We start from the raw sequence: 17,971 nt of genomic DNA on the forward strand, positions 1-17,971 counted from the left end.
GCCAGCGATGGGGTCTATCCATAAACCACAAAACCAGAGGCTGCCCATGCACTTCGACCTCACCGATCTGCGCCTCTATCTGCACATTCTCGACACCGGCAACATCACCGCCGGCGCCGCCCGCAGCCATCTGTCCCTCGCCGCCGCCAGTGCGCGAATTCGTGCAATGGAAGCCTCACTCGGCGCTGACTTTCTGGAACGCGGTCGTCGTGGCGTCACCCCGACACCCGCAGGCAAAGCGTTGGCCCACCACGCACGCGTCCTCCTGCAACAAGCCGAACGCATGCAGCAGGATCTCGCCGAATACGCACAAGGCGTCAAAGGTCAGGTGCGGTTGTTGTGCAACACCACCGCAATCACCGAGTACCTGCCGGAAGTGCTCGCGGACTTCCTGCGCAGCCATCCCAATCTCGACATCGACCTGCAAGAGCTGCCCAGCGCCCGCATCACCCACGCCTTGCGTCAGGGGGCGGCGGATCTTGGGATTGTTTCCGACGCGGTCGACACCAGCGACCTACAAACCCAGCCTTTTCGTGACGATCCATTGGTACTGATTCTGCCGCTGGATCACCCATTATCTGACGCCGTCGAGGTCAGTTTCAGCGATGCCTTGCGCTACGAATTCGTAGCACTGGGCGCCGACAGCGCACTGGCGATCTATCTTGAAGAACAGGCTTTGCACAGTGGCTCGCGCATGCAGATCCGCATCCGCGCCGACGGTTTCGACGGCGTGATGCGCATGGTCGGCCACGGCGCCGGAGTGGCGATTGTGCCGCTGGCTGCCGTCGAGCGCGCAACGCCACGCTCATTCAAAAGCGTTGCCCTCGAAGAGCCTTGGGCGCGCCGCACGTTGCGGCTGTGCGCGAAGGATTTCAGCGCTCTGCCGAGTTACGCCAAAGCGCTGCTCAAAGCCTTGACTCTCCCCTAAGGGGCAGACTTCATCCTTGGCTTTTTTACAGCAGGGACGATGACCATGGGCAAACGCATTCTGCTGATTCTCGGCCATCCTTCGACCAAGAGTTTTTGCGCTGCACTCGCTGAGCGCTACGCACAATCAGCACTCGATGCCGGACACGAGGTGCGCCAGTTGCGCCTTGGCGAGATGGTTTTCGATCCGGTGCTGCGCGACAGTTATCAACAGATCCAGCCGCTGGAAGATGACTTGAACGCGGCACAATCCGACATACTCTGGGCCGAACATCTGACACTGGTTTACCCGATCTGGTGGGGCGGTATTCCGGCGTTGCTCAAAGGTTTTTTTGATCGGGTGTTTCTCCCGGGTTTTGCCTTCAAATATCGCTCGGGCAAAGCGTTTCCCGAAAAACTGTTGGCGGGACGCACCGCCGATTTACTGGTGACCATGGATACTCCGCCCTGGTATTACCGCTGGATCTATCGCATGCCGGGGCTACATCAGGTGCGCAAGACGACCCTCGATTTCTGTGGGATCAAACCCTTGCGCACGCTGACGTTCGGGCCGGTGCTCGGCTCAAGCGATCAGCAACGGCAAGCCTGGCTGGGACAGGTGCAGGCTATCGCCAGCCGCTGAGTCTGCCGATAATGCGCTGCGCTGTTACTTGTTGAAAAAGGGACTTATATGTACATCGGCCAAGCCGCGCAACGTTCCGGCACCACCATCAAAAGCATCCGCCACTACGAGTCGATCGGCCTGTTGCCCACACCCCGGCGACAGGGTAACTACCGCCTGTACGATCAGCAGAGTGTCGAACTGCTGATCTTCATCAAGTGCGCCAAAGACATGGGTTTTCGGCTCAAGGAGTTGCAGGCGATCTTCTGCGAACATCACGGTGAGGCGATGCCGTGGGCGTTGGCACAACAAGCCATAGAAGCGAAAAAAAGCGAGATCAACCGCACCATGGCCGAACTCACGCGCCAATACGCGCAACTCGAAGGGTTTGAGGTCGAGCTGGAGCGAGCCAGAGTTGAATGCCCGCTGGAGAAACTCTAACGATCTGCGCGTTTCTGAGCAGCTTGATGTCGAGTACAGACAACTGACCGGCGACCGGGCGCTATAGGGTGCGACTTCAGTCCACAGCCCTCAGCCCGGAGTTCTCATGACCGCGACCGCCCCTATCACCGTTCTGCGCGATACCCATCCGCTGCCGGTACTCGACGCCTGCAAATGGGAAAAACTCGAAGGCGACCCGCACACCGTCAACCTAAATGCCTACACCAGCGAAGACGGCAGCAAGATCATGGGCACCTGGATCTGCACGCCGGGCAAGTGGCGAGTCGATTATGTGAAGTGGGAGTACTGCCATTTCCAGGAAGGCTACTGCGTGATCACCCCCGACGGCATGGAACCCATCCACCTGCGCGCGGGCGACATCTTCGTGGTTGAGCCAGGGATGAAAGGCACGTGGGAAGTGGTTGAGACGGTGCGCAAATATTTCGTGTTTGCCTGATGCAAAAAAGCCGGGGAACCACCCGACGTGGTTTCCCGGCAAACAATATCAGATACACGCAATTCTCTTGTGGGAGCGAGCCTGCTCGCGAAAGCGGACGGTCAGTCACTTCCTTGTTGAAGCGACCGCCGTCATCGCGAGCAGGCTCGCTCCCACAGTTTGTTCAGCGCTGCCCTTCAATTGCAGGCTTGCGATAGCTGTTTATAATCGCCGAGAAATCTTTCCCGCCGTCCCCGCGCTGGCTCATTGCCTGATATAGCTGCTGCGCCACCGCGCCCAGTACAACTGGCTGATGTGCCTGACGCGCCGCTTCAGTCGCAAGGCCCAGATCCTTGAGCATCAATTCAGCACCGAAACCACCGGTGTACCCACGAGAAGCCGGTGCTGTTTCGACGATGCCCGGCCATGGGTTGTACATTTCCGAACTCCAGCAACGCCCGGTCGAACTGTTGATGATCCCGGCCAGCACCGACGTATCGATCCCCAGCGCATCACCCAGCGCCATCGCTTCACTGACGCCGACCATCGAAATCGCCAGCAGCAGGTTGTTGCAGATTTTGGCGATCTGCCCGGTGCCGACTTCACCGCAATGAACGATGTTGCGGCCCATTTGCGCCAGCACCGGTTGCAGGGTGGCGAACAGTTCCGGCGTGGCGCCGACCATGAAGGTCAGGGTCCCGGCAGTCGCACCGCCCGTACCGCCGGACACCGGCGCATCGGCCATGGCCACGCCTTGTTTGGCGGCAGCCGCAGCGACGTCACGAGCAGTCTGCGGATCGATGGTGCTGCAATCCACCGCCGGCACGCCTTTGCCGATGCCGGCGAGAATACCGTCTTCACCGAGCCAGACGCTGCGCACGTGCACGGCGGCCGGGAGCATGGTGATCACCAGTTCGGCGTCCTCGGCAGCCTCGCGGGCCGAAGCGCGGATGGTGCCGCCCATCTGCTCCAACTCCGCCAACACGGTTTTGTTCAAGTCGACCAGATTCAGCGAATGGCCAGCCTTGATCAGGTTGCGCGCCATCGGCGCGCCCATGTTGCCCAGACCGATAAATGCGATTTTCATGGCACGTTCCTCAGCGCAGGTTGATGGTGGTGTTCACGCCGTCGTTGACGCTGTCGTCATCGAACCAGCGCGCCGTGACCGTTTTGGTCTGCGTGTAGAACTGCACCACTTGCTTGCCGTACGGGCCGAGGTCGCCGAGTTTCGAACCGCGCGAACCGGTGAAGCTGAAGAACGGCACCGGCACCGGAATCGGGATGTTGATGCCAACCTGGCCAACATCGATTTCCGTCTGGAATTTACGCGCCGCCGCACCGCTCTGGGTGAACAGACCTGTGCCGTTACCGAACGGGTTGGCGTTGACCAGCGCAATCGCCTGATCAAGCGTATCGACTTCCAGCACCACCAGCACCGGGCCGAAGATTTCCTGGGTGTAGATCTGCATGTCGGTGGTCACGCCCGAGAACAGGGTCGGGCCGACGAAGTTGCCTTGCTCGTAACCCGGCACGCTGATGTCACGACCGTCCAGCTCAAGCTTGGCGCCTTCCTTGATGCCGCTTTCGATCAGCTCGAGAATCCGTGCCTTGGCCTTTTTCGAGATCACCGGACCGACATCAGTGCCCGGCTCGTTACCGGCGTTGACGGTGAGTTTCTGCGCCAGCGCTTTCAGGTCAGGCAGCCATTGTTTCGCCGCGCCCACCAGCACCACCACCGAAGTGGCCATGCAACGTTGTCCCGCCGCACCGAAACCGGCACCGACCAGCGCATTTAGCGCTTGCTCGCGATTGGCGTCCGCCAGCACCACGGCGTGGTTCTTCGCCCCCATCATCGACTGCACGCGTTTGCCGTGCTTGCCGGCCAGGTCATAGACGTGAGTACCGACAGCGGTCGAACCGACGAAGGACACGGCTTTGATGTCCTTGTGGGTGCACAGGCCATCAACCACGTCTTTGCCACCGTGAACCACGTTGAGCACGCCCGCTGGCACACCGGCTTCAATCGCCAGCTCCACCAGCAGCATGGTCGACAGCGGATCTTGCTCAGAGGGTTTCAATACGAAAGTGTTGCCGCAAGCGATGGCCATCGGGAACATCCACAGCGGAATCATCGCCGGGAAATTGAACGGCGTGATGCCGGCGCAAACGCCGATCGGTTGGCGCAGGGTGTAAGTATCGACGCCACCCGCGACGTTCTCGGCGAACTCGCCCATTTGCAGGCTGCCGATGGAGCAGGCGTGCTCGACCACTTCCAGGCCACGGAAAATATCGCCCTCGGCGTCGGCAATGGTTTTGCCCTGCTCGGCGCTCAGCACCACGGCGATACGCTTGGAGTGCTCGCGGATCAGCGCTTGCAGCTTGAGCATGATGCGCATCCGCGCGCCGATCGGAGTCAGTTTCCAGGTCTGGAAGGCACGCTGGGCGGCGCTGACGGCGGCATCGACTTCAGCGGCGGTCGCGAACGGGACTTGGGCCAGCACTTGCTGGGTCGCCGGGTTGACGATGTCGTGCCACTCGGTGGTTTGCGACTCGACCCACTCGCCGTCGATCAGCAGCTTGACCTTCTGCAGCGTGGTTTCGTTGGGCGTAAGCGATGCGTTCATGCTGGTCTCCGAAACTTGTTTTTATCGTAGGAGCCAAGGCGAAAGGTTCGCCTTGAGATGAGGCGTGTGTCACGAGTTGGTTGTCGGACTGTTTTTGGAGTATAGATGTGCAAACTTCTAATAAGAACGCACATAAAAGCCCGTCCATCATGCAAAAAAACATCACCTCTCTAGGTTCGCTGAACTGGGACGACCTCAAGTTTTTCCTCGAAGTTGCCCGCACCCGCAAGGCCAGCACCGCGGCCAAACGGCTGGCGGTCGACTACACCACCGTGTCGCGGCGGATCAGTTCGCTGGAATCGGCGTTAGGCACGTTGCTGTTCGAGAAATCGCGGACCAGCGGCTTCGTGCTCACCACCGAAGGCCAGCGTTTGCTGGGATACGCCGAATCGATTGAAAGCACATTGCACATGGCCTGCGAGCAGGTTTCAGGCTCTGGCGTGGCGCTGTCCGGGCATGTGCGCATGGGCTGCACTGAAGGCTTCGGCAGTTTTTTCATCACGCCGCAACTGAGCCATTTCGTCGACGCCTACCCGGCCATCTCGGTGGACATCCTGCCGCTGCCTCACTTCATCAGCCTGTCCAAGCGAGAGGCCGACATCGTCATCGCGCTGGAACGCCCGGAGCACGGACCGTACGTCTGCTGCAAACTCTGCGACTACCGCTTGCAGCTCTATGCGACCCAGGACTACCTCGACAAACACCCACCGATCCGCCGCCCGGCAGACTTGGGCAAGCATCAATTCATCAGTTATGTGGATGACCTGGCGTTCAGCTCGGAGCTGCTTTACCTGGCGAATGCGCTACCGGGTGCCAGCGCGAACTTGCGCAGCACCAGCGTGATCGCGCAATTCGTCGCGGCGCAGCAAGGTCGCTCACTGGCGATTCTGCCGTGTTTCCTCGCCGCACAGGACCCGCGTTTGTTGCCGGTGCTGCCGGAAGAAATCGACATCACCCGGCAGTTCTGGATGTACTGCCGGGAGGATCTGCGCAAGTTGAAGCGGATTACCTTGTTGTGGGATTACATCCGTGAGGTGACCGAGCGTAATCAGGGTCTGCTGATGGGGCAGACCCGTGAGATGCAGTTCGCCGATTAGTCGGCGCTGACCACAATCGAAACCCGACGGTTTTCCGTGCGGCCCGCGGCGGTGTCGTTGGATGCCACCGGCTCGCTGCTGCCCAGCCCGCGCAGCTGTATGTTTTCTTGCTTCATGCCAACCGTGCCCAATACGTTGGCGACGCTCTTGGCCCGGCGCAATGACAGTTGCTGGTTGTAGGTTTCCTTGCCCGACGCATCAGTGTGGCCGTCGACCCGTACCCGCTCAATGCCCACGCCCAACAGGGCTTTGCCGATGCGCGAGACGATCTCGGTGCTCTGTGTATTGAGGCTCTCGACATCGCTGCCGAACAGCACTTTGCCGGACAGGCCGAACTCCCAGCCATCGTCAGTCAGCTCGAAGCCTTGTTGCTTGAGCACGGCAACCTGCGCCGCAGAGAGGCCCTTTTGCGGGGCGGTCTGGCAACCGGTCAGCGCCAATATGGCCATCAACATCAGCGTGGAAAACAGTCGAGAAGGAAAAGTGAACACGGAAATTAGCTCCTGGTTTGAACGGGACTGACCGGGTGCTCCGACCCGGCCGTGGATTGAGCGCCACGCGACAGGCGCTTGGCTTGATACATCGCCGCGTCGGCAGCGTTGAGCAGCGCACCGGGGGTGACGCCATGGTCGGGGTAAACCGCGATGCCGATACTGAGCGACGTCACAACGCTGGCGTCACCCGGCAGGGCGATCGGCATGTCCATGCTCGCGAGAATCTTGTCGGCGATGCGTTCGGCGTCTTCGACCTTGTGCAGAGGCGCGAGCAGTACAGCGAATTCGTCCCCGCCCAGGCGCGCGACCAAATCTTCTTCACGCAATTGCGCGCGCACCCGATTGGCAACCGCCACCAGTACCGCGTCACCGGCCGCATGGCCAAAGTTATCGTTGATGCCTTTGAAACGGTCGCTGTCCAAAAACAGTACAGCCACGCGCTCCTTGAGTTTGCCGGCATTGCGCAGGGCCCGAATCAAACGGCCCTCGAAATAGGCGCGGTTCGGCAACCCGGTAAGACTGTCGTGACTGGCCTGGTGGGCCAGGGTCTCGTTTTCGCTTTTCAGATGGGTTTGCCACGACTCCAGTTCGTCGAGCAAGGCGTTGAAGTCGTTGCCGAGGTTGTCGAGTTCGGCGATCTGCGCTGGCGGCACGCGCCGATCCAGCGCTCGTTCGCTACGGGCGGCGTGGGCCACGGTCGCCAGACTGCGCAACGGGCCGATGATCTCGCGCAATTGTCGCCGCGCCAGATAGATCGCCACCCAGGCGCTGATGGCAGTACAGAGAATGATCCCCGCCAGACCGCTGAGCAGAAACCGCATCAGACTGCCGCCGTGACCGGTGAGCAGAACACGTCCGATCTCGCGATTCTGATGGGTGATCGGCAAGTCGATCGGCTTTTCCAGAATCGCCCGGGCGAGTTGCATTTCCAACTCAGAGATCAAACCGGTTTCCGGTCGCTGCCATCGCGCGAGCAGTTGACCTCGGGCATCCAGCACCTGAGCGTCTGCCACTTCTTCGGCCGATGCGATCATTGCCAGCGACTCAGTGGCGGCAGCCTTGTCGTTGAACACGACCGCCGCTTCCACGGTGTAGCTGATCGAACGGGCGATCAAATGCAGGTTGTGATCGGCATACACCCGCAACGCCAGAACGCCCAGCAGGGTCAGGGAAACACTGGCCATCGCCACTGCCACCAATGCGACCGTCAGGTGCCCACGGCCGAGAACCGAGCCTAACGTTGGGCGCGTATTGGATCTGAACAGTCTCATTGTGCCGCCGATTTGCGGCGTGACAACTGCAGCACGCTTGGATGAATGCGCACGCCACTGCGGGCAACAGAGTCAAGATTGACTTCGAAGGACACCTGCTCATCGCCGACGCGCAGACAGAACAGACTGCCGACCGTGCACTGATCGTCGCCCTCGCTGATGCTCAGCACCGGGTGCCCTGTCAGCGAAGCGAACAGTCGACTGCGTTCATCTGCGGTGAGTTTGCCGATATACACCGCATCGCATTCGGTGACGATGGCCGGGTTGTCGGCCAGCAGACGATGCACGACAACTGGCCTGCCGGTGGCCTGAGTAGTGCCCTTGACCAGATCATCGGTGTATTCAGTGGGGCCGACGATGCACAGGCGCAGTTGCGCAGGCTCTACCGGCCAGCGTGCGTAGCTGAGAATACCCAGCACAACCTGGGTGACCGCCTGCGCCCGCTGTTCGGCCATGCCGGGCGGCGTTTGCGGTTGCGCGACGGCAGCGCCCGCCAGCAAACAGAGCAGACCGACAAGCACTGCGTGCTTGCAGCGAAATACGCGCTCTGTCGCCCAGACAGCCACCTTCATGCAGGGATTCTCTTGGATCGTAACGGAATGATGCCGCAACGATAGCACAGCGCTGAATCACCAGCGAGGCGCGGACTCCTGACCGGATGGTCAATAGTCAGCCTCATTCAACGAAACCTTCATCCCCGGGGCTCGGTGCCCTCCTCCAGTTCCAGCATCAACCCGCTCAAGCGTTTTACTTTGCGCTGCACGGCCTCTTCAAAAACTCCGGCACGCGGTTCGATCAAGGTGAACCAATGCTTGGCCCGGGTGATGCCGGTATAGATCAGCTCCTTGGTCAGCACGGGGTTCAAGGCGTCCGGCAGGATCAATGCGGTGTGGGCGAACTCCGACCCTTGAGACTTGTGTACGGTCATCGCGTAGACGGTTTCGACATCATTTAAACGACTCGGCAACACAAAGCGCACGCCACCCTGGCCATCGTTGCGCGGAAAAGCCACGCGCAGCACCGGTTTACCGGCAGCAGGACCTTCGCGCTCGGGCAGTTTGAGGGCAATGCCAATGTCACCGTTCATCAGGCCCAGACCGTAGTCATTGCGGGTCATCAGCACTGGCCGACCTTCGTACCATTGCTGGTCGTTGTCGATCAGTCGCGCCTTGAGCAATGCAGCGGTGATGCGCTGGTTCAAACCCTCCACACCCCACGGCCCCTTGCGCACCGCACACAACAGCTGGAAGGTGTCGAATGCCTGCAAGACCTCGCGGGCCCAGTTGATCCAGTCCGGATGTTCGAGCGGCCTGTCGAGCGGTGGGCGCTGATCACGCAGCACTTTCAGGTAATGCCGATAGCCTTGCGGTCCGTCGCCATGGCCCTCAAGCAAGAGTCGCTCGAGGTGCAGATCGTGCTCGCCCTTGAGCGGCAACGAATACACATCCTCATACTGCCCCGCCACCAGCAACTGACGCGCCTCATCCGGCAACTGTTGATTGACCCGGCGTGCAAGCTGGCCGATACCGCTGCCTTCGCCAAAGCGCCGGGAGTGACGCAACATCACCACTTGTTGCGCCAGCGGATGGGAGCCGTCGAGGTCCTCATGCAAGCCGCTGGCCTGCAACGATTCACCGCTGACTGACTCCAGCCATTGCCGAGTCTGCGGGCTGTACCAACCGTTTTCGGCGTCACGGCACAAATCCCCCAACACGGCGCCGGCCTCTACCGAGGCCAACTGATCCTTGTCACCCAGCAGCACCAGACGTGCATGGGCCGGCAGGGCGTCGAGCAGGTTGGCCATCATTTCCAGGTCGATCATCGACGCTTCATCGACCACCAGCACATCCAGCGGTAAACGGTTGCCGGCATGGTGGCGGAAGTGTCGCGTACCGGGACGACTGCCCAGCAAGCGGTGCACAGTGGTCACGTCGCAGGGGATTTTTGCGCGTACGTCTTCGGCGACTTTCAGCGATTGCACTTGTTGGCTGATGGACTCGGTCAATCGCGCAGCCGCTTTGCCTGTCGGTGCAGCCAAGCGAATTCGCAGCGGATGACCAGCCTCCACCGCTGGCGCTTGCAACAACGCGAGCAAGCGCACCACTGTGGTGGTTTTGCCGGTGCCCGGGCCACCGGTGACGATACTGAATGCACCGCGGGTAGCGAGGGCACAGGCGAGTTTCTGCCAGTCGATCACCTCATCGGTTTTGGCCGACCCGAACAGTTCATTGAGCCGTTGCGGCAGGTCATCCGGCGTCGCCTCGCCCTGGACGAGACGCTGGCGCAACGCCGTATCGATGCGGCGTTCGTAAGCCCAGTAGCGCCGCAGGTATAAACGTTTTCCGGACAGCACCAGTGGGCGATTCTGCGCGGCTTCGCGGGTATCGGCTGCCAGCGCGACCAGGCCACTGCCCGCCAACGCCTTGCACCAATGCGCGCCATCAAGCGCTTCGAGCAATTGTGAAGGCAGCAACAACACGCCACCTTGCACGTCGCCTTCGGGTGGCAGCGACAACGCAAAGTCAGGCGCTTTAAGGGTTTCGAACAAATCCAGACAAACATGACCGTGGCCGAGTTGATGACTGGTCAGCGCTGCAGCGAGCAGCACCAACGGATCGGTATCGGGCTCAAGCTCGTGAAGAAATGCGACGAATGCCTTGTCCAGCGCACGCAGCCAGCCACGCTCGACCCAACGAGAGAGCAACAACAGCAAGTCATCGGCGCTTGTCAGGGGCGAAAGTCTCGACAGGCTGTCGGCTGCCAGCGGTGTCGGCAACAGATCGGCAAACGTGCGGCTCATAGCAGGACTCCCTGTTCCCATGCGGGTTCGGCCTTGGGTTCGGGTTTGCCCTGGAACATCCGGTCGAGACGCTCGATCAACTCACGAGGCGGTCGGGCAAAGTACACACCGCGGCTGTCTGAGCGAGTGCCGCGCAAGAACAGGTACAGCGCCCCGCCAACATGCCGGTCGTAATCGTAGTCGGGCAAACGTGCCTTGAGCTGACGATGCAACGCCAACAGATACAACACGTATTGCAGGTCGTAGCGGTTGTCCAGAATCGATTGTTCCATGGCGTGCTCGGTGTAGGCCAGATCGTCCACACCCAGCCAGTTGGACTTGTAGTCGGCCACGTAATAGCGGCCATCATGTTCAAAGGTCAGGTCGATGAAGCCTTTGAACATGCCGTTGAGTTGCACTGGCTCTGCGCCAACCCGGGCCACGCCGTTGTGGGTGAATTGGCGTACCAGTTCGTCGAGTTTCAGCACGTCGACTTTATGGCTGGCGAACCAGAATTCCATCTCGACTCGGTACTGTGTCAGCTGTTCGAGAATCACCGGTGGCCGCCCATCAGCGATTGGCAGTGGCGACTTGAGCAGGTGTTGCAACCAGTCACTGAGGGTGGTGATCCAGCCTTCCCAGCCACGCAGGTTGCAGCGCCGGCCAATCGCGTCCTCCAGCGCCTCGCGGGAGACGGCGAAACCGTCATCACCCGCCCACTCCAGCAAACCGTGAAGAAACGTTCCCGGATTGGGGCCACGGGGGAAGCGATGGATATCGGCGCCGCCGGTTATGATTTCTCGCGGCGCATCCGGGTCGAGGCGTTCGTCATCGAAAAGCTTTTGTGCTTGCGGGCTGTCCGGTGCTTCATCGCTGCCGACACTCAGCACATCACTGATGCGCAGCGCGCTATACGACGCGATCCACCAGTTCTCACTGGCCTTGCGCTTGGGCAGCAACGTGGCACTGAGGACGGCTTCATTGCGCGGAGGTTGGTAATGCTCGTCGGTGGGTTGCGGCATTTCGCCGATGTCGATAGCCGGGCAGTCTTGTCGCAGGTCTTGCAACCACCGGTTGAGTCCACTGGATTCACCCAGAGAAGCACCGCCCCCCAGCAGATAGCCCAGCGCAGAAAGGTGCAGCACCGAGCTGTTGTTATTGCCCCGTTTGAGATCCGTCACGCCTAACCAGCAGGCATGTTGCGCACGAGTCAGGGCGACATAGAGCAAACGCAGATCTTCGGCGAGACGCTCTTCGTCCGCTTGCGCAATCAACTCGACGGTCGGCTTGAGACTCACCTGAGCCTTGCCCGTAGCGTCGTGGTAATGCAGCGGCAATCGACTACCGTCCACGGGTTTCGCCGAGCAGATGAACGGCAGGAACACCAGCGGATACTCAAGGCCTTTGGACTTGTGGATGGTTACGACCTTGACCAGTTGCTCGTCACTTTCCAGGCGCAGGATCTGCTCTTCACCGGCCTGTCCCGACAGTGCCAGAAGCTCGGCCAAATGGCGGATCAGCGCTTGCTCACCGTCCAGCTCTGCGGCGGCCTGTTGCATCAGTTCGGACAGGTGAAGAAGGTTGGTCAGCACCCGCTCGCCATCGCTGCGTGTCATCAAGGTCTGTGGCAAATGGAAGTCGTGAAGCAGGCGGCGCAACATCGGCAGCACGCCTTGCTTGCGCCAGAGTTCGCGATAGCCACGAAACTGCATGACTCGAGCTTCCCAAACCAGTTCGTCCTGATTCAGCCGCTCCAGTTCAGCCAGTGGCAAGTTCAGAGTGATACAGGCCAGCGCGGCTTTCAGCGAACGTTCGACATCCGGCTCGGCGCAGGCTTTGAGCCAGGACAGCAGGTCGTGGGCCTCTTGGGCCGCAAACACCGAATCCTTGTCCGACAGATAAACGCTGCGCACACCGCGGGCGGCAAGCTCGCCGCGAACCGCTTGAGCCTCTTTACCGTCGCGGACGAGGATCGCGATGTCCGAAGGCCGCAGCCCTCTGAAATCTTCACCGTCCTGAACAAACCCCGCACTGCCGGTTTGCCCGCCATTGAGCAATGCCGTTATTTGGCTAGCACAGGCGGCCGCCAACTGTTGCCGATAAACCGCTCCCGACAGCGGTTGGTCTGTGGACAAGTGCCAGACATTCAATGCGCCAATGTCTTGTCCGGTAATCTGCAGTTTCTCTTTACGACCTTGCGATTCCACCGGTTGAAACGGCACGGGGTTCTCGCCGTTTTTCTCCCGGAACAAAAACGCGCCGCGTCCCAGCTCTCGGGACTCGGCGCGCTCGAATACATGGTTGACCGCTTTGACCATGCCGTGACTGGAGCGGAAATTGGTACCCAGCGTATGCAGTCGGCCGGTGGTGGCCTGACGGGCACGCAAATAGGTGTAGATGTCCGCACCGCGAAAAGCGTAAATCGCTTGCTTGGGATCGCCGATCAGAAACAAACCGGTATCGGGGTTGTTGTCTTCGATGCGATAGATGCTTTCGAAGATGCGGTATTGCACCGGGTCGGTGTCCTGGAACTCGTCAATCAGCGCGACCGGGAATTGCTCACGGATCAACGTTGCCAGACGCTCGCCGCCGTCGGATTGCAGCGCGGCATCCAGGCGTAGCAGCATGTCGTCAAAACCCATCTCGGCACGACGGCGCTTCTCTTCTTCAAAGCGTGTGCCCACCCAATTGGCGGCGTGTTGCAGGACAGCGGCATCAGGCGTTGGCAGTGCATCAAGACTCGATTTGAGCCCGGACATAGCATCGAGACCCGGGTGACTTGGGGCCGGCCCCTTCCACGCTTCAGCCATGCCGTAGGGGGTCAGGCGGGTGAAGCCGGTGCCGATGTCCAGTTGCTCCAAAGACTCGTCTTCGGCCCAGGCCTTGAGCTTCTCGAACCAGGGCTCAAAGTAACGCGCCTGCATCTTGCGACCATCCACAGTCTTGCTGGCAACGCCTTGATGACAGATGGCGAGCAACTCGCCCGCCCATTGACGCCAAGGCATCTTCAACTCGATCAATGCCGAGCGGCGCTCCTGCAAACACTCCTCGATAAGCTGAGCGGGTGCCTTGCCTTCGTCGCTGTCGCGCTCGCTGGCGAACAGTCCGCGCACTCGGGGTAGCAACGCTGCAGGTCCACCCCAGTTGCTACGAACCCAATTCAGCGCATCCCCCTGCATCGGGTAACAGAACAGCCGCCAGTAATCGCGCAGCACTTCACCGAGCAAATCGCTGTGATCGGTTTCCAGGGATTGAGTGAACAGGCTGCCGCTGTCGAACGCATGCTCGCGCAGCATGCGCTGACACCAGCTGTGGATGGTCGAGACGGCGGCTTCATCCATCCATTGCGCAGCGATATCGAGGCGATTGGCACAGCCGGGCCATTGCTGAGGATCGAACTGATCGCGCAGGTCAGCGATCAATCCGTCAGGGGCCGGGGTCTCGTCGCGAAAAAACCTCGCCGCCTCGGCCAGCCGCGTACGAATTCGCTCGCGCAGCTCTTTGGTCGCCGCGTCGGTGAACGTCACCACGAGGATCTGCGGAGGCAACAACTCGCGGGCAAACCCGCTCAACTCACCGCCGTGCCCGAGGATGAGCCGCAGATAGAGCGCAGAAATGGTGAAGGTTTTGCCGGTACCGGCACTCGCTTCGATTAACTGGCTGCCACGCAGCGGAAATGCCAGGGCCAGCGGTGTCTTCGTGCTCATGAGCGGGGGCCTTCGCTGGACAATGAACGCCAAGGGGCTTCATGCAGGGGGCGGTACAGGGTGTCGCACCAACCGGAGAACGTCTCATCCGCGAGTAATGCGTCGAAGTCGGCAAATTGTCGGGACAACGCAGGGCTTTCACGGCGCTCACCCTCGCTGGTCTGCCCGTCACCCTCGTAGGCTTTACGGGCCGCAGCGTCAGCTTTGACCGGATCGGTCTGCGACAACCAGGCGAATGCGGTCTTCACCGCAACCGGCAATGGTTGGCGCATGCCGGCCTGCCAGGCGAGGAGTAAATCGCCAAGGAGGCTAAACGCGCGGGCTTGCTCCATCGGCTCCAGCAGCAATGTGTCGTCACTGGCGACCAATGCCGTGGTCAGTGAAAGTCCGCTGGCGCAGGCGGCAAGATGATTGACCCACGGTTTGGTCAGCCGATGCCACTTACGACTTTTGATCGAGCCAATGCTGTTGGGAATGGTCGTGACTGCTAACAAGCCACCATCAGCGCGCTGATGCAGGCCTGCGAGCCAGCCTTCAAGCCGCAAACCCTGAAAATCGAGATTGACCGGGATGGCGCTGGTCATCGGTGTCGGCCACAACGTCAGTAGCTGTTGATAACGTTGCAACAGGTCGGGGAGCGGTTCGATCAGTTCCCGCTGCAGGCATTCGCCAAAACCGGCCATGGGCAACAATCCGCTGTTTTGCAGGCGTCGAGCCTGAGCCTCAAGTGCCTGATCGATATTGTCCGGTTGTCTGAGGGCAGCTTCGAGCAGGCTGTCGCTGAGCGTATAGCGCTGCAATGCGTCCAGCACAAAAGGTTCTTCATCGGCCAGCGGAGCTTCGGCGGCTTCGAAATACACCTTGAGTCGTTGGGTAAAAAAATGTCGTGTCGGGTTACGCAGGAAATCCTGTAGCAGGGCCAGGCTCAGAGGTTCTTCCTGAACATAAGGCGTGAGCAATTCTGCGTGGATCTGGGGCGCATGCTGTTGATGCAACACCTGCCACTCACTGGCATAGCTGAACAGTTGATCGCCTTCATGGAAATAGCGCGCACTGAACGGCTGCAGCGGATGCTCTTCGGTCATGGCGCCTAACAGATCCTGGCTTTCGTCGATCAATCGCCAGCCGCTGGCGAGGTGATCACGTAACTGGCCAATCAACACCGACGCCGGTCGCTCACTGTTGTCGCGAATGCTGCGGCCGACCCAACTGATATAAAGCTGATCACGTGCTGACAGGAGCGCCTCGAGCAACAGATAGCGGTCATCTTCACGCCGCGAGCGGTCTCCAGGGCGGTAGTCGCTGCCCATCAGATCGAAATCCAGCGGGGGTTGCGCACGGGGGTAATCGCCGTCGTTCATCCCCAACAAACAAACCAGCTTAAAGGGAATGGCGCGCATCGGCATCAACGTACAAAAGTTCACCGCACCGGCCAGGAAGCGCTGAGACAAACGGCCCTGATCCAGGCCAGCGAGCCAGGCTTCACGGACGACAGTCAGCGGCAGCTCATCTACCAGACCTACCGTCTCACAGGTCTCCAGCCAGGTTTCACGAAGCTCTTCCAGTTGGGTAAGCAAGTAGTCGTCATGTTCATTACTGGCGTTGAAGAACAGTTGCATAAGCGCTTGGAGTCGCTGCCCCCACTCTTTGGGTTGAGCCGCTTGTGTGAGCTGCTGATGGGCGAGTTCCAGAGCATCGAGCAACGCTACCAACGGCCCGATCAATGCGGCATCCAGGCCGCCGATTTCATCATACGGCTCAATCCCAGAGCAGGCATTGGCGGTACCGACGGCGTAACCCAAGAGCATTCGGCGCAGGCCAAAATGCCAGCTGTTCTGTTCAAGTTCGTCTGGCAGCCCGAGCCCGGCACGCTGCTCGGCGTTCATCCCCCAGCGGACGCCCGCCCCTTCGATCCAGCGATGCAGTGTTGGCAGGTCCCGCTCTTCTACGCCGAACCGGGCACGTAACGCCGGAACGTCGAGCAGGTCGAGGATTTCGCTGACGGGGAAACGACTGTCCGGCAGCTTGAGCAGGTGCTCGACCGCGATCAGTAATGGGTCGCGGCCACGCTGCCCCTGATCTGCCAATGTGAAGGGAATGAAGCGTGGGTCATACCTGTCGAGTTGACCAAACACCGCGCGTATATGCGGTGCATAACTGTCGACATCCGGCACCATTACGATCACATCGCGAGGGCGCAGATTCGGATTGGCACTGAAGCGCGCCAGTAGCTGGTCATGCAGGATTTCCACTTCGCGCTGAGCGCTGTGGGCAATGTGAAAACGGATCGAATCGTCTTCATTCAGATCAACAGCAGGCCAGTGCTCGCGGGTCTCGTTGAGTGGACGCAGCTCCAGGATATCGTCCTGAAGTTGATTGAGCAGATTGTGTGGCTCAGATTCACTGAACAGGTCAATGCGACCGTCGCGAAATACGGCGCGGTAGCTGTTGGGATCGTCGTAACTGTCGAGCAGGTTGATGTAGTCACGACCTTGCTTACCCCATGCTGCCAATAATGGATGGGCATGCTGGTGCAGTGTTTCGGGATCCAGCACGACGGGCATTCCGCTTTTGCGGGACTGTCGCTTGTATTGGTGACGCAACAAATCCTTGTCGGCGACGATATCGGCCCAGTGGTGACGGCAAGGGTTATGTACACACAACAGAACCTGGCTGAAACGCGCGAGTCCGGCCAGCGCCTCAAGGACCTGGGCCGGTAACGACGAAATCCCGAAAACAATCACTCGCGATGGCAGTCCTGCAGGAGCTATCGCAAGGTTGTTGATCCGCTCGATGAATCGCTGGTGAACGCCGGCGCGACTCTGCGCCATGCCTTGTTCCCCCACGTCATTCAGTAGTGCACGCCACAATTCGGCTTGCCAGCAGCTGGTAGCGGGCAAAGGTTTTACCTCGCCTCTGACATTTCGTAATTGATGCCGCCCTTCGGCCCAATCCTCAAGCCAGTCAGCCCGATACACCTGATATTGGTCGAAAAGATCCGCTAGACGCTCAGACAATTGATAGCGCTTGCGCAAGTCAGTGTCGTGGGTAAGGAAGCGTTGCAGCGGCTCGAAATGCGCACGGTCGATGACCTGGGGTAGCAAACGCATGAGGCGCCAGGTTAGTGGCGCTTTATCGAGCAGGGATTTGGCCGGAATTTCTTCTCGCCCCAAAACCATGCGATAGAGCTGCCACATAAAGCTACCGGGCAGTTGCACATCAATCGCTGCGGCGATGCCGCAACCACCGAGGTCGTCTTCTTCTGGATCTTCAGCCAGGGCCAGCTTTAGCCATTGGGCGATGCCGTTACTCTGCACCAACGCAATTTCGTTCTCCAGGGGAGCCAGCGGATAGCGCCGCATGATGCTGACCACCAAGCTGCGCAGTTCGTCCAGGCTATTGCTCTGAACCACCATGAATGCAGCGTTGAGGGACTGGGCGTCCGGCATAAAGACTTCCTTGGAAAAGTACGAAAACCAGGTCAGAACCTTAGCATTGTCGACAGGCTATGACAGCCGGACGAGGTCCGTGAATGCTGTAAGAACTTTCCTGCGGGCAAAACAAAACCCCAACTGCTTTCGCAATTGGGGTTTC

The 17,971-nt window shown here is 60.0% G+C and carries 13 protein-coding genes; 5 read left to right on the forward strand and 8 right to left on the reverse strand.

Annotated elements, in window-relative coordinates; translation table 11 throughout:
• The first annotated feature begins 46 nt into the window (after positions 1-46).
• From AB4P92_RS11595 to AB4P92_RS11610, 4 genes are all read left to right on the forward strand, one after another.
• Positions 47-928 carry a LysR substrate-binding domain-containing protein gene (locus tag AB4P92_RS11595; RefSeq protein WP_395599397.1) on the forward strand — a complete coding sequence of 294 codons (882 nt, stop codon included), beginning with the start codon at positions 47-49 and terminating at the stop codon, positions 926-928.
• A 45-nt stretch (positions 929-973) separates the two neighbouring features.
• Complete coding sequence (locus AB4P92_RS11600; RefSeq protein ID WP_047299660.1) at positions 974-1,549, forward strand: NAD(P)H-dependent oxidoreductase; 576 nt, start codon at positions 974-976, stop codon at positions 1,547-1,549.
• 48 nt (positions 1,550-1,597) lie between these two features.
• The gene (locus tag AB4P92_RS11605) at positions 1,598-1,969 is read left to right on the forward strand and encodes a MerR family transcriptional regulator (RefSeq protein ID WP_042557543.1); all 372 of its coding nucleotides are present in this window, start codon (positions 1,598-1,600) and stop codon (positions 1,967-1,969) included.
• A gap of 106 nt (positions 1,970-2,075) precedes the next feature.
• A complete protein-coding gene (locus AB4P92_RS11610; protein ID WP_023969491.1) occupies positions 2,076-2,426 on the forward strand; it encodes a cupin domain-containing protein in 351 nt (116 codons plus the stop codon).
• Between the two features lie 163 nt (positions 2,427-2,589).
• On the opposite strand, the gene mmsB is transcribed toward AB4P92_RS11610, so the two are convergent.
• On the reverse strand, positions 2,590-3,492 hold the full coding sequence (gene mmsB, locus AB4P92_RS11615; protein WP_395599398.1) for a 3-hydroxyisobutyrate dehydrogenase: 903 nt from the start codon (positions 3,490-3,492) through the stop codon (positions 2,590-2,592).
• Between the two features lie 10 nt (positions 3,493-3,502).
• Positions 3,503-5,029: a CoA-acylating methylmalonate-semialdehyde dehydrogenase gene (locus tag AB4P92_RS11620; protein ID WP_395599399.1), complete on the reverse strand. Its 1,527-nt coding sequence runs from the start codon at positions 5,027-5,029 to the stop codon at positions 3,503-3,505.
• Between the two features lie 149 nt (positions 5,030-5,178).
• Between AB4P92_RS11620 and AB4P92_RS11625 the strand changes: the two genes are divergently transcribed.
• Positions 5,179-6,126 carry a LysR family transcriptional regulator gene (locus tag AB4P92_RS11625; RefSeq protein WP_200611493.1) on the forward strand — a complete coding sequence of 316 codons (948 nt, stop codon included), beginning with the start codon at positions 5,179-5,181 and terminating at the stop codon, positions 6,124-6,126.
• Here the strand turns inward: AB4P92_RS11625 and AB4P92_RS11630 are convergent.
• The 6 genes from AB4P92_RS11630 to recC all read right to left on the reverse strand — a co-directional run bounded on the left by AB4P92_RS11630 (position 6,123) and on the right by recC (position 17,826).
• Positions 6,123-6,581, reverse strand: coding sequence for an OmpA family protein (locus AB4P92_RS11630; protein WP_210624826.1), 459 nt, complete (start codon positions 6,579-6,581; stop codon positions 6,123-6,125). The two genes, AB4P92_RS11625 and AB4P92_RS11630, sit on opposite strands and share 4 nt — an antisense overlap.
• 41 nt (positions 6,582-6,622) lie before the next feature.
• On the reverse strand, positions 6,623-7,891 hold the full coding sequence (locus AB4P92_RS11635; protein ID WP_261736801.1) for a diguanylate cyclase domain-containing protein: 1,269 nt from the start codon (positions 7,889-7,891) through the stop codon (positions 6,623-6,625).
• Positions 7,888-8,463 carry a YfiR family protein gene (locus AB4P92_RS11640; protein WP_042557537.1) on the reverse strand — a complete coding sequence of 192 codons (576 nt, stop codon included), beginning with the start codon at positions 8,461-8,463 and terminating at the stop codon, positions 7,888-7,890. The genes AB4P92_RS11635 and AB4P92_RS11640 overlap by 4 nt, the downstream gene beginning before the upstream one ends.
• A 119-nt stretch (positions 8,464-8,582) precedes the next feature.
• Positions 8,583-10,691, reverse strand: a complete 2,109-nt coding sequence (recD, locus tag AB4P92_RS11645; RefSeq protein WP_261736802.1) for an exodeoxyribonuclease V subunit alpha — start codon at positions 10,689-10,691, stop codon at positions 8,583-8,585.
• A complete protein-coding gene (gene recB, locus AB4P92_RS11650) occupies positions 10,688-14,377 on the reverse strand; it encodes an exodeoxyribonuclease V subunit beta (protein ID WP_395599400.1) in 3,690 nt (1,229 codons plus the stop codon). The genes recD and recB overlap by 4 nt, the downstream gene beginning before the upstream one ends.
• Complete coding sequence (gene recC / locus AB4P92_RS11655; protein ID WP_395599401.1) at positions 14,374-17,826, reverse strand: exodeoxyribonuclease V subunit gamma; 3,453 nt, start codon at positions 17,824-17,826, stop codon at positions 14,374-14,376. The genes recB and recC overlap by 4 nt, the downstream gene beginning before the upstream one ends.
• Between the last annotated feature and the right edge of the window lie 145 nt (positions 17,827-17,971).

It is taken from the genome of Pseudomonas sp. A0308, from assembly GCF_044218815.1.
Classification (GTDB): Bacteria; Pseudomonadota; Gammaproteobacteria; order Pseudomonadales; family Pseudomonadaceae; genus Aquipseudomonas; species Aquipseudomonas iridis.